This is a genomic window from Paenibacillus pectinilyticus (assembly GCF_001700435.1).
In the GTDB taxonomy this organism is placed as follows: domain Bacteria; phylum Bacillota; class Bacilli; order Paenibacillales; family NBRC-103111; genus Paenibacillus_E; species Paenibacillus_E pectinilyticus.
In genome coordinates this window covers 350,026-366,340 of record NZ_LYPC01000011.1, presented here as the reverse complement: position 1 = coordinate 366,340, position 16,315 = coordinate 350,026, and the positions used below count along the sequence as shown (strand labels likewise).

Annotated in this window: 13 protein-coding genes; 10 read left to right on the top strand and 3 right to left on the bottom strand. The window is 43.2% G+C overall.

The annotated features are described in order from the left end of the window. The first annotated feature begins 57 nt into the window (after nucleotides 1-57). From A8709_RS05385 to A8709_RS05370, 4 genes are all read left to right on the top strand, one after another. Nucleotides 58-744 (top strand): response regulator transcription factor, encoded by a 687-nt coding sequence (locus A8709_RS05385; protein WP_065851143.1) that lies wholly within the window; start codon nucleotides 58-60, stop codon nucleotides 742-744. Continuing rightward, the gene (locus A8709_RS05380) at nucleotides 737-1,822 is read left to right on the top strand and encodes a HAMP domain-containing sensor histidine kinase (protein WP_065851142.1); all 1,086 of its coding nucleotides are present in this window, start codon (nucleotides 737-739) and stop codon (nucleotides 1,820-1,822) included. The genes A8709_RS05385 and A8709_RS05380 overlap by 8 nt, the downstream gene beginning before the upstream one ends. Before the next feature lie 101 nt (nucleotides 1,823-1,923). After that, complete coding sequence (gene vanY, locus A8709_RS05375) at nucleotides 1,924-2,790, top strand: VanY-A/VanY-F/VanY-M family D-Ala-D-Ala carboxypeptidase (RefSeq protein WP_065851141.1); 867 nt, start codon at nucleotides 1,924-1,926, stop codon at nucleotides 2,788-2,790. A gap of 37 nt (nucleotides 2,791-2,827) precedes the next feature. Further along, complete coding sequence (locus A8709_RS05370; protein WP_065851140.1) at nucleotides 2,828-3,364, top strand: VanZ family protein; 537 nt, start codon at nucleotides 2,828-2,830, stop codon at nucleotides 3,362-3,364. Nucleotides 3,365-3,454: 90 nt separating this feature from the next. On the opposite strand, the gene wrbA is transcribed toward A8709_RS05370, so the two are convergent. The 3 genes from wrbA to A8709_RS05355 form a co-directional block, all read right to left on the bottom strand. Beyond that, complete coding sequence (gene wrbA, locus A8709_RS05365) at nucleotides 3,455-4,069, bottom strand: NAD(P)H:quinone oxidoreductase (protein ID WP_065851139.1); 615 nt, start codon at nucleotides 4,067-4,069, stop codon at nucleotides 3,455-3,457. Nucleotides 4,070-4,095: 26 nt separating this feature from the next. Further along, nucleotides 4,096-4,512, bottom strand: a complete 417-nt coding sequence (locus A8709_RS05360) for a nuclear transport factor 2 family protein (RefSeq protein ID WP_065851138.1) — start codon at nucleotides 4,510-4,512, stop codon at nucleotides 4,096-4,098. A gap of 209 nt (nucleotides 4,513-4,721) precedes the next feature. Then, nucleotides 4,722-5,597 carry a helix-turn-helix domain-containing protein gene (locus tag A8709_RS05355; RefSeq protein ID WP_167357006.1) on the bottom strand — a complete coding sequence of 292 codons (876 nt, stop codon included), beginning with the start codon at nucleotides 5,595-5,597 and terminating at the stop codon, nucleotides 4,722-4,724. A 143-nt stretch (nucleotides 5,598-5,740) separates the two neighbouring features. On the opposite strand from A8709_RS05355, the gene A8709_RS05350 reads away from it, so the two are divergent. From A8709_RS05350 to A8709_RS05325, 6 genes are all read left to right on the top strand, one after another. After that, nucleotides 5,741-6,136 carry a MarR family winged helix-turn-helix transcriptional regulator gene (locus tag A8709_RS05350; protein ID WP_065851137.1) on the top strand — a complete coding sequence of 132 codons (396 nt, stop codon included), beginning with the start codon at nucleotides 5,741-5,743 and terminating at the stop codon, nucleotides 6,134-6,136. A gap of 85 nt (nucleotides 6,137-6,221) precedes the next feature. Continuing rightward, nucleotides 6,222-7,412: an epoxide hydrolase family protein gene (locus A8709_RS05345; protein ID WP_084224685.1), complete on the top strand. Its 1,191-nt coding sequence runs from the start codon at nucleotides 6,222-6,224 to the stop codon at nucleotides 7,410-7,412. A gap of 168 nt (nucleotides 7,413-7,580) precedes the next feature. Then, a complete protein-coding gene (locus A8709_RS33995; RefSeq protein ID WP_065851136.1) occupies nucleotides 7,581-11,960 on the top strand; it encodes an RCC1 domain-containing protein in 4,380 nt (1,459 codons plus the stop codon). 217 nt (nucleotides 11,961-12,177) lie between these two features. Next, on the top strand, nucleotides 12,178-13,407 hold the full coding sequence (locus A8709_RS05335; protein ID WP_065851135.1) for a sensor histidine kinase: 1,230 nt from the start codon (nucleotides 12,178-12,180) through the stop codon (nucleotides 13,405-13,407). 3 nt (nucleotides 13,408-13,410) lie between these two features. Continuing rightward, nucleotides 13,411-14,043, top strand: coding sequence for a response regulator transcription factor (locus A8709_RS05330; protein WP_065851134.1), 633 nt, complete (start codon nucleotides 13,411-13,413; stop codon nucleotides 14,041-14,043). A 122-nt stretch (nucleotides 14,044-14,165) separates the two neighbouring features. Beyond that, nucleotides 14,166-16,298, top strand: coding sequence for a chitobiase/beta-hexosaminidase C-terminal domain-containing protein (locus A8709_RS05325; protein WP_065851133.1), 2,133 nt, complete (start codon nucleotides 14,166-14,168; stop codon nucleotides 16,296-16,298). Nucleotides 16,299-16,315: the final 17 nt, after the last annotated feature.

The window sequence follows — 16,315 nt, the reverse complement described above, 5'->3', positions numbered from 1 at the left end:
TGGTGATATAATAAAGATGAAGGTTGTTAAGTTAACTGTAAACGGAGTGGGATATAGATGAGACGCACCACAATTTTGATTGCGGATGATGAGGTAGAGATTGCGGATCTTATTGCATTGCATTTGGAAAAAGAGGGCTACCACCTTATCAAAGTATCGGATGGGAAAGAAGCCATTCAATCGGTTCAATCGTACCCGATTGATCTAGCCATTCTAGATATCATGATGCCCAAGCTGGATGGCTATGAAGTGACTCGCCAAATTCGAGAACGGTATCATATGCCGATTATTTTTTTGAGTGCGAAGTCCTCTGACTTGGATAAGATCACAGGATTGGTGATGGGGGCGGATGATTATATGACCAAACCTTTCAATCCTATGGAGTTGGTTGCTCGGGTGAATGCTCAGCTGCGGCGATCGAAGCAGTTAAACCAGTCGGCGGCAGGAAATAAGTCTGCCTTGGAAGCTGGCGGATTAACCATTGATCCGGATCAACGGACCGTTACCCTCTATGGCAAGCCTATTGAGCTGACACCCAAAGAGTTTGATATTTTATACCTGCTAGCCAGTCATGCTAAGAAAGTCTTTAGTGCGGAGCATATTTTCCAACAAGTGTGGGGCGAAGCTTATTATGAAAGTGGTAACACGGTGATGGTTCATATTCGTACGCTGCGCAAAAAATTAGGGGATGACAACAAATTGATCAAAACGGTTTGGGGTGTGGGATATACGTTCAATGGCTAATAATCTGCGAAGTTTTCGATCCAAAATGATCATGCTATTAGGCTTAAGTATGCTGTTGTCCGGTATGATTACCTACATCCTCTATAAGGCGCTTCAGTTTTATTATGCGGGCGTGCGCAGGGAGGATCCATTAGCGAAGTTTCGTCATTTTATCGGGACTATTGGGGATTTAAACTTTTTTTTAATTGTTTTTATTCCGCTGGCTATTCTGTTTTTCTTTTTCCTTACCAAACCTTATGCAACCTATTTTAGTGAGATATCTTCGGGTATTCATCGGCTTGCAAGTGGTAATTTTCAAAGTCGTGTACACATTTCATCCAATGACGAGTTCAAAGATATTGCAGATGACATTAATATGGCAAGTGAAAAGCTGCAAAAGGCGGTAGAACGAGGAGATTTTGCGGAAAGCAGTAAGGATCAGCTCGTTGTGAACCTAGCTCATGATTTACGAACGCCGCTGACGTCTGTGTTAGGCTATTTGGATTTTATTTTGCGGGATGATCAGTTGACTTTGGAGCAAATCAAGCACTACACGACCATTGCATTTACGAAATCTCGGCGCTTAGAGAGGCTGATTGATGAACTCTTTGAAATTACAAGAATGAACTACGGTATGCTTTCTATAGCAAAAAAGCCAATCGATCTAAGTGAGCTTCTCACTCAATTAAATGAAGAGTTATACCCCCTTTTTGAGAAAAACCATTTGGTAGTCAGATTAAACCTAACGCCAAACTTGGGTATTCGGGGAGACGGTGAGTTGTTGGCACGTGTGTTTGAGAATCTTCTGACGAATGCTAACCGCTATGGTAAAGATGGTCAGTTTGTCGATATAAACGGCTATGAAGATGCAGGAGATGCTGTTGTACAAATTATTAATTATGGTGATTGTATTCCAGAGGAAGAACTGCCTTATATCTTCGATATGTTATATACCGGGGATCGGGCACGCACCCAGCAGGAGGGAAGTACAGGCCTCGGTTTGTTCATTGCGAAAAATATTGTGGAGCAACACGCTGGAACGATTTCCGTTCAAAGCAGTGTGATTCAGACATGCTTTGAGGTACGGATACCACAGTAAACCAAGAAATTTAAGAAAAACTTTAAGTTTGACCCACTTCTGATTTAAACAGTTTTCCTTATTCTTAATGCACGCACACAAGGTTAAGGAGGGAACTGAAGATGAAGAAGTGGGTTTTTTGGCTTGTCATACTCGTGTTGCTAGGTTATGAAGCCATTCAACAGAAGCCAACGGGAGATATAGTCGGTGACCCAGGTAGAGTAGAAAGAGACACGCAAGTGCTAACTTCCCCAAGCAATGATACATCGATAAAAGTAGGCAAAGAACAGATTTATCAAGGTAACCTCGTATTGATTAATGCGGAGTATCCCGTCCACTCTTCCGGTTTAAAAGGGGATGTGGTCAATTTGTATCAGCATAAGGAGCTGGTTCAGGGATATGGCTTGCTGGATAATAAGGTTCAGTTGTCGCAAAGTGTGGCCCAGAGATTTGGCAGTATGATGAGTTCGGCAGCTAAAGATGGGATCAACCATTTTATGATTAACAGTGGTTATCGAGATAACAAAGAGCAAGGTCAGCTCTATAAAGAAATGGGACCTGATTATGCTTTGCCAGCGGGCTATAGCGAACATAACCTAGGTTTGGCACTCGATATTGGGTCTACGCAATCAGAGATGAATCAAGCGCCCGAAGGTAAGTGGCTGACCAAAAACGCTTGGAATTACGGGTTTATTTTACGTTATCCGAAGGATAAGACGGCTATAACAGGTATTCAATATGAGCCTTGGCATTTTCGATATGTAGGGCTGCCTCACAGTGTGATTATGCAAGAAAAGAATTTCAGTTTGGAACAATATTTAGCGTTTTTGAAGGAACAAAAGCATGTCTCGACGACAGTCAATGGCAAGAAATACGAGATTACTTATTATCCTGTTTCCCAAAATACGACCATCCATGTGCCTAACCATCGTCAGTATGAGATATCTGGCAACAATATGGATGGCGTCATTGTGACAGTGCTCCCATAGTTTGTACCCCTGAATCGTAGGAAGGTGAAGAAATAGAATGAAACAAGCCAAAGTACGGGATGACATCGTCGTGCCTGCCATATTTGCTATTTATATATATGCGGTATTTAAAATTATTCTGTTTAAGTTCGATTCGATAGATATCACGTTCCTGTGGCACCAACTTCAGAGAGGATTGGAGTATCCTGGTTATTTCAAAAATCGCTTGCAGCTAGCCAATTTTACTCCCTTTGAATCTATCTCGATGAATATAGAAAGGCTCACCAACCATGATGTTATCAACTTGTTTGGAAATATTGCGCTGTTCATACCGTTCGGAATTTTACTTCTTCTGATGTCGCACAACAGAAGGATGACACTTAGCGGAATATTCATGCGATCCTTGGGATTGAGTTTAAGTTTAGAATGCTTGCAGCTTGTTTTTTCGATGGGCAGCTTTGATGTGGATGATCTCATTCTAAATGTCAGTGGGGGGATACTGGGCTACGGTATATATAAGCTGATGGGAAGAAACAATATGCCAGACAGTGACAGCCCGTCGGGGCATCCGAGTAGGTTTGCGTCATTTTCTTAAAAGGGAAAACCACCCGAAACACAGGATGGTCTTCCTTCTGTATAACATAGATACTGGGTTTTCTATTTAAACTTTAGTCGGCAGTGGAGTTTACACGTTAAATCCCTTTTTAAGAGCCCCTGCAACGGTAACAACACGTCTCGCCTGATGTTTAACAGCTTCTAGTCCGTTGATATCAAACTTCCCATCTATATCCACAGTCAAGCTAGTGCCATAAGGATTTCCTCCAGCGGCGGCAATTGAAGAATCAGTATAACCTGGCGCTACCACAATAGCTCCCCAATGGTACATGCTCGTATACAGCGATAACACTGTTGCTTCCTGGCCTCCGTGCAAATTGCTGGCGCTGGTCATAGCCGAGACGACTTTATTCGTAAGTTTACCTTGTGCCCAGAGAGATCCCGTCGTATCTAGAAATTGTTTTAATTGAGATGCAACATTACCGAAACGAGTCGGTGTGCTAATGATAACCGCATCTGCCCATCCAATGTCGTCTAACGTAGCGATAGGCACAGACGTGGCCTTCTCCACGTGGGCTTTCCAAGCAAGATTAGAGGCAATTACTTCTTGTGGCGCAAGTTCCGCTACACGTACAACACGTACTTCTGCTCCTAGTTCAGATGCCGCAGCCGCAGCTGTTTGGGCCATGGTGTAGTTGGTTCCTGTGGAACTATAATATAAAATTGTTAAATGGACAGTGCTCATTTGTTTTCTTCCTCTCCTATGTAAAATTAAACTTGAAGGGATGCGATCGCTGCCTGGAGCGGTAGTGGATTAAAATATTCCCGCCACTCAATCACACGCCCAGACTGAATGCGAAATACGCTCATATAGGACTGCTCATACACATGGCCGTTACTAGATACGGTGCCTTTAGCTTGCATATCAGCAAAGAAGAGATTAGGTTCTTCGGCAGGATATACGTTGATATTGAAAATATTCCACGTTGCATACATGCCTTGATCCTTCCCGATAAACTGTGTCAAAAGCTGGATCAGCTGTTCTTTGCCTTCAATCCGATTAGGCACTCCCGGCAAGACAAAAGGTGTCTCGTATACAATGTTATCCGCCAGCTTGTCAGCCATCGCTTGAATATCTTGACTGGCCTCAGCTAGTAATAAAGATCTAATAATTTGCGCTCCATCCATACAGGATCCCTCTTTTCGATTGATGTGTAAGCAGCGATTAGCAGCTATACACCTAGTTTAAGTCCTTCAACTGGGTAGAGTATTGAACAAAAAGACTTGTAATTTGTATAAAATGACTCCATTCACATCCCTTTTTAGAAAATAAAAAAACCAGCACAATGAGAGATTTCATTGCCTGGCGTTAGGGGTAACTTTGATGGAATTATGATTTAACGAGCAGCATATTGGACTGGCGTAACCCCCGTCACTCGCTTGAACAGCTTTGTGAAGTGACCTTGATCGGCAAAGCCGGTCTGTGCGGCAATGTCTTTCATTCTGAGTTTTCCACACTTGATTAGAACTTTAGCATGCTCGACCCGCAGCTGGATCAAATATTGGTGCGGGGTTAGACTTGTAGCTTGTTTAAAGAGTCGAATGAGATGAGAGGGGCTCAGATGCGCAACTGCGGCTAATTCGGCAAGAGGAACGTCACGTTCCAAATGCTCCTGCAGGTAGGCAATTACTACTGAAATCTGCTTATTTGTTGTACTTCCTGGAGGTAAGCGTTTCTCTAAACCTGTTGTGTAATGCTGAAGCAGATGAATGATTGTCATATTCGTTAAGGAATCACGGTACAGCTTGCCGTTTGAGCCTTCGTTGCGTATTTCTTCCAGCATCCATTCACTGAATTGCAGCAGTTTGAAATCCTGAACAAGAAATTTATGTTCTAAATTCAGATGACCGGACCATGTAAATCCTGATTCTTCGGCGACTTCATCTAAGACGTGAGGTTTGATTTCTATTTTCAAAAAAGAAAGAGTTTGAGACCACTGACAATGCGCCTTGTGCCCAGCAGGGAGTACCTGAATGTCGCCTGCTCGGGTAAATCCATTTAGAGTATTAAATTGATGGAAGGCTTGAAGTTTCACGGGTTCTTCCGAACCATGGATCGTAATGATATGATCGGTACTTAAAGATGAATCGTATGCTTGATTAGGTGAAATGTGATCCCATTGCATAAGCCGTATTCGCGGCCAGTTAAGCTCATCACTAGTTAGTGCCAAATGCGCGCCAATGTTCGAAAAGTCCTTTAGGCCCTTATTCATTGTATCCCTCCGAACAGTTGTTATATAAATAAAGTATAGCATGAGACATCGACATCCTGTAAACAGATGCTCGCTTGCTGTCTCTGTAGGATAGATGATATGGTAGAATAAAATGATCATGAAATGTTAGGTGGAGTAGGGATATGAATAAAGCAATACAAACGTGGATGGCACTAGACGAACTGCATGGGACTTTGAATCAGCGATTAGAAAAATTGTTGAGGGCTCGTTATGCATTAACAATAAGTGAGTTCGCTGTTATTTCTGTCCTTGATAAAGATGATGGAGTAGGGCTTACTATTGACCAATTGAGCCGGTCAGTTAATTTGAGTCATAGCGCTGTATCACGCCTTGTTGCACGTTTGGAGACTTGCAATACGATTGAAAAAAGATCGGGAGACTCAGATCGTAGGAGTACAGTAGTGAGGCTTTCCGAACAGGGAAGAGTTGACTACAAAGGAACGTTGCCAGAAATAACGCAAATTATAGAGGATGTCCTTCAGGGTAACAAGGAAAAAATGACATTTTCTCTTACTTGAAATTAATCGTATTGACAGAGTGAGAGATGCTTGATATATTTATGTGCGTGCGCACGCAAATATAAAGAATCGAAGGTGCTTATTTATGAAATTCACTAATGATGCCGAAAGTATGCCACCCGCAAATCAAACAAAGACTCTGACATTTACTGCTCCGCATCCGTTTCAAATATCAATTGAGCAGAAGGTCTTAGATAATCTTTTTAGTCGCCTCAAAGAAACGCGCTGGCCTGACCGCATTGAAGGATCCGGATGGAGTTATGGAACGGATGATGTCGTGCTGCGTGAGTTGGTTGAATATTGGGGGAATGGTTTTGATTGGCGTGAACAAGAGAGAGCTCTGAACGAACTTCCTCAATTTATGACGACGATCGATGGCGTAGAGATTCACTTTATTCATCTGCGCGGACAAGGGCCAGCTGCTAAACCGCTGCTTATGCTTCACGGATGGCCAAGCTCCTTCGTGCAGATGACGGAGATTGCACCTATGCTTTCGAATCCGGCAGCATATGGGGGACAGTCGGATCAAGCATTTGATGTAATTATTCCTTGCCTGCCTGGTTACGGGTTCTCAGGGCGCCCACAAGAAGCAGGCATGGATATAGCACGAATGGCTAGCATCCTTTCAACTTTAATGACTGAGGTTTTGGGTTATGAGCGTTATATTGGAAGAGGAAGTGATATGGGGCAAGGTGTTCTCATGCATATAGCTGAACAGCATCCTGAAGAGTTGATCGGCTTGCATTTCTCAGGGACTAATCTGATTGTATCGGAAGTGCCTGAAGACAGCAGTGCTGCTGAAAAGGAATTCATTGCGAATGCTGCAGCTTGGATGCAATCAGAATGGGCATATGCGTTGCTTCAAGCTACGAAACCACAGACAGTTGCCGTACCTCTTAACGATTCCCCTGCCGGGCTAGCTTCATGGATTTTGGAGAAGTTTCATGGTTGGACCGATCGTCCTGAAGATTTCGTAGCTCGTTATGGACGCGACCGCCTACTAACAAATTTGACCATTTATTGGGTGACGGAGACAATCGCATCGTCTATGCGGCTTTATGCCGAATGCACCCGCAGCCAAACATTTAGTGTGGATGTGAAAATTCCTACGAGCATGTTGTTGGCTGGTCAAGATATGTTCCTTATGCCGCGTGAGTGGGCAGAACGCAGTATCAACATTGTACGATGGAACCAGCTCGACTGCGGTGGGCACTTTTTGGAATGGGAGGAACCGACTATTGTCGCCTCTGACTTGCGTGAGGCCTATTATAACTAAGAGGAAGGGTGGCTATCTACTAATTTATTCTGAATCTACCGTCAAAATCTGATGCCACCTACACATACGTATCCCCCGAATGGGGGATTTTTTTGTCGAATTATAAGGGATATAGTTAGGGGGGTGTGATTATATCGTGACAGAAGCACCATATAAGGGGGAGATTAAATGAGGAATTTACTCGTCAAAAAGCTGCTATCGATAATCATTATGGCAAGCTTATTATTTTCATCATTTGGTGTTGCATTCGGTGCAACTGCAGCCGTGACATCGGATGTTCAAGGACATTGGGCAGCAAGTAAAATTTCTGCATGGATCGATAAAGGGTTCATTAAAGGATATGAGGACGGCAGTTTCAGGCCGGATAATCAGATAACAAGAGCGGAATTTATCGCTTTAATTAATCGCTCGTTTGGATTTACAGAAATGTCGGAAATTGCATTCAGTGATGTGGCCAAAGATAATTGGGCACATTCTGAAGTAGCTAAAGCGGTTAAAGCCGGTTATATCACGGGTTATTCGGATGGAACGATTGGTATCAATAAACCGATTAGCCGCGAAGAGGTAGCTGTAATCGTAAGCCGATTATTGAAATTGGACGTGTCAGCTGGCACCACAACGGTAGCTTTCATAGATGCTAACCAAATGGCAGCTTGGAGTAAAGACGCCATCAAGGAAGTGGTGGCATCGCAAATCATGAATGGGTATGAAGCTGATCATAGCTTTAAACCATCGGCGCCTATTACACGCGCGGAAGCCGTTGTTACCCTAGATCGCGCCCAAGCGGCACAAACCGTGGCCTATCAAGCCGCAGGCACATACGGTCCGGAAACTGGCGTGGAGACAATTAATAAGAATGTAACAGTGAATGTTGCAGGTGTCACACTTCGGAATATGGTCATTAACGGTGATCTCTTATTAGCAGAAGGCATTGGCAATGGCGATGCGTTCTTGGAGAATGTTAAAGTCACTGGTAAAGTTACCGTACAAGGCGGTGGCGAGAACAGTATCCATTTTGATAACTCCGTACTCGTTGACATTATTATTGACAAGAAGTCTGGGACGGGTACAGTGCGTATCGTCTCCGAGGGAACCACGACAGTTGCTTTAGTCAGTGTAAAGTCCCCCGCTATTCTGAAAGAATCCAATTCAACAGGGAATGGCTTTGGTAATGTCAATATCAGTTCATCACTTCCAGCGGGCTCAAAGGTTACTTTGGCAGGGTCTTTTAATACGGTGAATGTGAGCTCACAGCAATTACAAATTGATATGCCTGAAGGTACGATTCAGAAAATGAATGCAACATCGAATTCAACGGGGATGGTACTTAATCTTAGCGAGGGAGCGAAGATCAATGATCTTGTTCTAGATGCTATCGTTAAAATGCTAGGTAAAGGTACGATTGTGCTGGCAACGATGAATATAGGTGGTTCTACTTTTGAGACACCTCCTACCAAAACGACAGATACAACTGCACCAACACCGACGCCGACGTCAGCACCAACGACATCAACGCCGACACCAACGCCGACACCAACGCCAACGCTGACACCGACGCCAACGCCGACACCAACACCGACGCCAACGCCGACACCAACGCCAACACCAACACCAACACCAACATCAACACCAACATCAACACCAACACCAACACCTCCGTCTCAAGAAACGGCGGATGAAGCTATCACAGCGGCGAAAGCGCTGCTGACAGCAGATACAATTCGTAGTACGAACTCAGCATTAACTGCGGTAATAGCAGACTTGAGTTTGAGTACAAGAGGATCTAATAGTACAACCATTGCCTGGAGTTCAGATAACACGGCAGTCATTGCGAATACAGGTGTAGTTACACGTCCTGCTTTTGCGGATGGTAATTGTACCGTTCATTTGATAGCGACGATCACGAAAGACGCAGGAACACCCCAAACAAAAGAGTTTGAGGTAACCGTATTAAAGGATACCACGAGTAAAGATGGTCGATTGCTTGCCTTACAGTTAAGCGATGTCACCTTGATTCCAGGTTTTTCGCCAGATATTTGGAGTTATACAGCGACTGTACCGTTTAATGTAACGAGCACATTAATAACAGCTACACCGATGAACGCGGGATCAACGATACATTTAAATTACGAAGATGATACTAAGCAGCTTGAAGTAGGCTCAAATGAAGTGCAAATTTACGTCTACTATGCGGATAGATCGTATTATGACATCTACTCGGTTCAAGTGGTTAGACTATCGGGCGATCCTGCAGCCCAAGCAGCAGCCATTGCAACGATTGAAGCTTATCATGGGGAAGATATCGACTTGGTTAACGTTCTAAATACAGCAACTGGAAGAAATAATGCTATTCCCGTTAATTCAACCTTCTATAGGAATGCTATTCTTGCTGCACAGGCCGGCGACCTTGATACGGCAGATAAAATATTTGGGATGATTGAGGATGTAAATGATGCCAATGAAGTGCCGCCAGCTGACAAATCAGATTTAATTACCGCCATCTCTCAAGCAACTACGTTGCTTAGCAATCACACGGTGGGGTTTGAGACAGGGAAAGTTTCGCAAGAAGCGCATGACGCTTATGAAAGTGCAATCGCAGCAGCATCTGCTGTGCAAACATCTTCCATAGCAACACAGAATGATGTGGATGCGGCCATTACAGTACTAGCATCAGCGACTGAAGCCTTCCAAGCAGCCATTATTGTTCCCGTTCCTACTTTTACTGTGGATGGCAGTCTGTCTAATCATTTACCGATGATCACGATTGCAGATCTAGTAGCTGGTAGCAGTGTCACTGTCTATGATACAGATGGCACGACTGAGGTTGGCTCTGGCCTGGCTACAGGAACGTCATTAACACTTGCCATTGACCCCTTAACAGTGGGGACGCATACGCTAAAAGTAAAGTCCGTAGCTGCATCAGGTCAGTCCAGTGTGTACTCGGCAGGAGTGAGCTATGTCGTCCAAGCCATTTCCATTTTGCCAACAAATCGGATTTCTGAAAGCCAAGCACATATCGCCACGCTAGCTACAAATGGTCAAGTCTATACGTGGGGTTATAACTATGGCGGGCAAATTGGAGACGGGACGCAAACGCCTCGTACACAAATATACGCAGTTCCTAACCTGCCTGCGAATATCATAGCTGTGCAAGCAGGCGAAGGATATACGGCATCGTTAACAGCTGATGGGCATATTTGGAAGTGGGGCTACTACGATTTAACTGGTCCTAAACAAATTGCTGGCATTGATCATGTCGTATCCATTTCTGCAGAGGGATCTTATATCCTTGCTGTCAAAAGCGACGGTACTGTGTGGAAATTTACAATTTATGAAACGCCTACTCAAGTTCAGGGCTTAGATCATGTCATAGCCGTTCGAGGCGAATGGTCTGATGTAGGCATTGCCTTAAAGGCGGATGGAACTGTCTGGGCTTGGGGAGCTAACGATCATGGACAGCTTGGTGACGGAACAATTATAGATAAAAAATCTCCAGTTCAAGTTGAGGGACTGCCGGCTATCGTTGATATCAAAAATGGGAATCAACATACCGTGGCATTAAGTGTAACGGGCGCTGTTTATACGTGGGGTTTCAATGATATGGGACAAATTGGTAACGGAACAGATCATATTAATCAATTAGTTCCATATGAAGTGACAAGTTTATCTAACATTACTCGAATTGGAGCAGGGAATTACTATTCTTTTGCAATAGACGATCAAGGCAAGATGTACTCATGGGGCTATAATGAAGAGGGTAGGTTAGGGAATATCACGGGTGATAATCGGGCGCCTTCTCTAACGGTAAGTGATCTAACCAATGTTATGGCAATTACCGGTGGTGAAGGAGCCACAAGCATTGCATTACGGTCCAATGGTGATCTTTGGACATGGGGTTCCGCTACGAATGGCCTTCTCGGAAGTGGTGAAATTTCCAGTCGGTCTACACCAAGCAAGGTTGCTAACTTCAATCTATTTAATGACCCAGCAACACCATTAGCAGTAGCAGTTTCTGGTGTTACTGAGGGCGTATCCTATCGAGGAGTAGAATCCATAAATCCAACATGGGTAGACGCACCAAATACCTCTAGCACAGCAACGTTAAATACGAACGGCCAGGGTGAGGTTGCCTATACAAATAGGACCTCAATTACATCAGAAGGCAATTATACGTTGAAGATAACGACAACCTCAACCAGTAATAATAGTTTAAATATCGTCCAATATCTACATTTTAGTATCGATAGAACGGCTCCAACCGTTTCATTCATAGGATATGCTACGCTCTTTCCAGGATTTACACAAATTACTGCTTCAAGCAATGAAGTCACAAATTTGTATTTGGTATTAAAATCACAAAACATTACGGATCTGAACAGTATTAAGTCAGCCGCTGGAAACAATATAGGGGCTGTATCTGCTGCGAATGTTACTGGCTATTTATACATGTACGGTGAGTCTGTGGGCACTTATGTGTTATACGCGGTGGATGCAGCAGGAAACATATCTGCGCCCTCAGCGGATATTCAGATAGTAAATCCAGCGTAGCACAAGCAACACCATCTTTTATGAAAAAGAGTATGAAAATAGGGGTTGCCTTTCTGGTAGATTACTCTACTGGAAGGGGAACCTTTTGCTATTATAATTTTCCAATATTTCTAATGTTGAATCGTACAGGCATTTGAAATAAAATGTCGAATTATTAAAAATATTGTTGATTAAAATTAAGAAAAATCCGATAGAGTTAGAAGGTGATTCAACGCGTATGAACATAGTCAAAGACTTTCTGCTGCAGTTAGCGTTGATTGCAACCTTAGTATTCACTTTCCAAACATTGCTTGGTGCGAAACATGAGAGGAGATGGAGAAGTAGCAATATCCTTCAGGCTGTTCTATTGGCGATAGCGATTGTTCTTTGCATGTCTTTTCCAGCGTATGTTACCTCCAAAATTCGTTTGGATATCAGAATAGTTCCGTTATTACTAGGGACCTTGTACGGTGGTTGGAAAACAGGTCTATTCCTAACAGTGACGATCATCATATATCGCATATATCTTGGTGTTGATTTGGGCTTCTATACAACAGCCATAACCCTTGTAGTTAGTATGCCGGCCATCCTTATGTGCCAGAATTCATTCCTAAAAGCAACCAAGAAGAAAAGAATACGACTAGCCCTGCTCCTTTCCATGTTTTATTGTCTTATGGGCGTAACTTCAGGGTCATTGATTAGGGGGATTTCCATTCAGTTTCTGCTGATCAATGGTATTTATGTCTGTATGACTGCAACAACTGTTTGGCTATTTATATCATTAAACGAGACCATTAAAGAGATCCTTTTGGAAAATCAGCAACTGCAAACAACCGCGAAGGACGCGGAAATCTCCTTTTTACGTTCCCAAATTAAACCTCACTTCTTATATAACTCCCTGAATTCAATTGCCGCATTATGCATTGATGAACCCCAAAAAGCAGAAGCATTAACACTAGATCTATCGCAATATATGAAAAGCAGCTTTAATTTTAAACAAATGGATGCCTTAACGACTATCGATAACGAGTTGGAGTTGGTCAAAACTTATTTGAATATTGAGAAGGCGCGTTTTGGGGCCAGATTAAATGTGGCGTATGATGTGGATACGCATCTGGATATGTGGATTCCCCCGCTAGTTCTGCAACCTTTAGTGGAAAATTCCATTAAGCATGGTTTAATGACAACCTTACGAGGAGGGACTGTGAACATATCTATCAAAAAAGAAACGGATAGTGTCGTTCGTTTTGTCGTAGAGGACAATGGGATAGGCATGACGGCAACCGGCATGAGGGAAATATGGAACCCGAATGGTAAGAAACAAGGTACGGGAATTGGGTTATGGAACTTAAATCAGCGGATCAAGCTACTTTACGGGCAGGGTATTCGCATTGAAAGCATGGAGGGGAGAGGGACCAAGGTATACTTCGACATCCCCATAAGACCTATTATGCCAAGTGGAGGTTAACATATGCTGCACGCCATTATTGTGGATGATGAAGAATTATCGTTGAAACGTATGAAGAAGTTACTTATAGAAAGTGGTGAAGTTGGCGACTGTCATACGTTTATGAACCCGTTGGAAGCCTATGAATTTGTCAAAACAAATCCGATTGATATTGCATTTCTTGATATTTATATGCCGGAAATCAATGGCATGCGGTTTTCCAACTTGTTATCTAATCTCAATGCGTCTATCGATGTGGTCTTCGTAACGGGTTATGATCATTATGCTGTGCAAGCTTTTGAAACACATGCACTCGACTATCTGATGAAGCCTGTAACGGCACAGCGGCTATTGATGACATGGGATAAAATCAGGAAAACCCAGATGAAAAAGACAATTGTACCCGTTGCGTCAACAATGGAGTATCCAATTTTGTCAAAAAGAAAGAAAGGGGTTGCAATTGTTTCTCTGACGGATCAAGAGATCAGAACCCTTCACTTAGTGACAGACGGATTGACGAATAAGGAAATCGGCGTTCAGATGAACATCGCGGCTGAAACTGTGAAATCTCATATTAAAAATGTGTACAGAAAGCTAGATGTAAATAATCGGATACAAGCAATACAACGTGCGAAGGAATTAAACATACTAGTATAAATATAATGTCAAAAAATGGACAAGAGTGTATGTCTTCATAAAATATATAGGAATAAAGACCTACTTCGATGATGGGGTTCATGTTATAATTCAAGTAATTGGAAGTAGTAGGGGGAAATGATTTGTTCACTCTTGGTAAACGGGGACTGTTGGCTTCATTCATTTTTATATGTTTATGGCTTGTGGTTCCTTTCAGCTCAAAGGCCGATCCGGCACCGCCCATTCCACAAATTGTTTCAGTGACATCACTAAACGGTAATGGGGCCTATAATGCTGGCAAAGAGATTGCTATTCGTGTTACGTACGATACCGCAATGACCGTGACAGGTGTCCCTTCAATTGCATTGAATAGCGGAGGGATAGCCAATTATACGTCGGGTAGCGGTACGGATACACTCATCTTTACCTATATCCCACAAACAGGCCAAAATACGACCAATTTGGATTGGGTAAGCAGCAATGCCCTTACTTTGAATGGCGGTAGTATCTATCAAGCGGAGGATGGCACGAATGCCAATCTTTCAACAGAACTACCAGCATTAAGCGCGCATTCAAACATTGAGATCGATACGGTTGCTCCGCAGGCTCCGGTGATTACATTATCCACTACAGACCCAGTAGGTCAAGTAACCGTAACCATTACCTATTCGTCAGATACGGTAGATAAAAGATACCAAATGTGGGGAGATAATCCTTCGGAATATACAAATCCCTTTGTTTTAACCTCGACTCGGACGATTTCCGCATATGCAACAGATGCTGCTGGAAATTCATCGAGCTCTGAGCCGATGATAGTGAATATCGATACATCACCGCCAGCTGTAAGGGCTGCGATCGTCGGTGGCGTTCAACGTACATATGATAACGAAGTCAGGTTAGCCATAGACGACCTAGGCACAGGCGCAGCGTACATGCAATTCTCAGATGATCTGGAGATTTGGTCCGAATGGGAGCCCTACAACCAGAACAAACTCTATACGTTGCCACCGGGCGCGGGACAGAAGACTATATACGTAAAATTGAAGGATGCTGCTGGCAACCGAAGCGAATCTTACTCTACATCCATTACGTTACTAGATGACGCTGATGTTAACCTTGCTTTATATTCAAGTGTGACCGGCTATCCACAAGTGACAGCTTCGTATACATGTTGTGGGCATGGTGAAGATGATGGACAGAAAACGGTGAATGGCATATTCGACTTTTCAGATGGGGCGCATGATCGCTGGACTAATTGGAGTTCCGGAAATTCATCAGATTCGTTAGTGTATAATTTTGGGGCGCCGAAGTTATTTAATCAGATCAAGTTATACGTATTTAATGATGGCGGAGGTGTACAAGCTCCATCTAGTTATACTGTTGAATATTGGAATGGTAACGGTTGGAGTGAAGTTCCCAATCAAAGTAAAACACCGGAAACACCTGCGGCAGTAAGCAATAAGGATGGAGCATCTAAAGAAAATACTGTAAATACAGTTAACTTTCATGCAATCACATCAAGTCAAATTAAGTTAACATTGAATAAAGGAAATGCTTATGTTGGTCTGGTTGAATTCGAGGTTTTCTTTAATGCCTCTCAGGCAGCGGCGGAACCGATTATTTCAGCCATGACGAATTTGCCATCCCGTTATGATGTGCGATTATCCGACAGTGATTCCATTCAGACGATACGTGCGGCTTATGATAAACTCACTAGTAATCAAAAGCAGTTGGTCACCAATTTATTACTAAGTAAATTAACCGATGCAGAATCAGCCATCATTGAGCTGGAAAGCACCCTGGCAGACGTTCCTGTGCTAGCTACCTTTAGCAATGGGTCGGGCAATGAAGTCACTATTAAAGTTGCATCCCCATTGGATATTAGCTACTTACTGCAGCGAAATCTTTTCCAACTTCATGTAAATGGCGAGGGAGTCACAGCCTCAGAAGCTTACTATGATCTAAGTGATCCGAGTCATCAAACGATTGTACTTATGTTCTCCTCGCCTGTCATACTGGATGCAACCTCAGTTGCCGTCGACATACAGCGCGGAGCGTTTCGAACAAGCGCGGTTCATTTGAACAATGCCATTACAGCTAGATCGATCATTACGTTCAAGCAGCTAGATCTTACGCTGGATCAACTGATTGGTGTAGATGACATTGCATTAATCGCGAGCAATCCTGAACGGCATATGGACGTAAACCTTGATGGCGTATTTGATGGTGACGATGTGAAGCTGTTGTTAAGTCAACTTTCATCGATGCCCAGATAAATCACACCTGTAAAAGT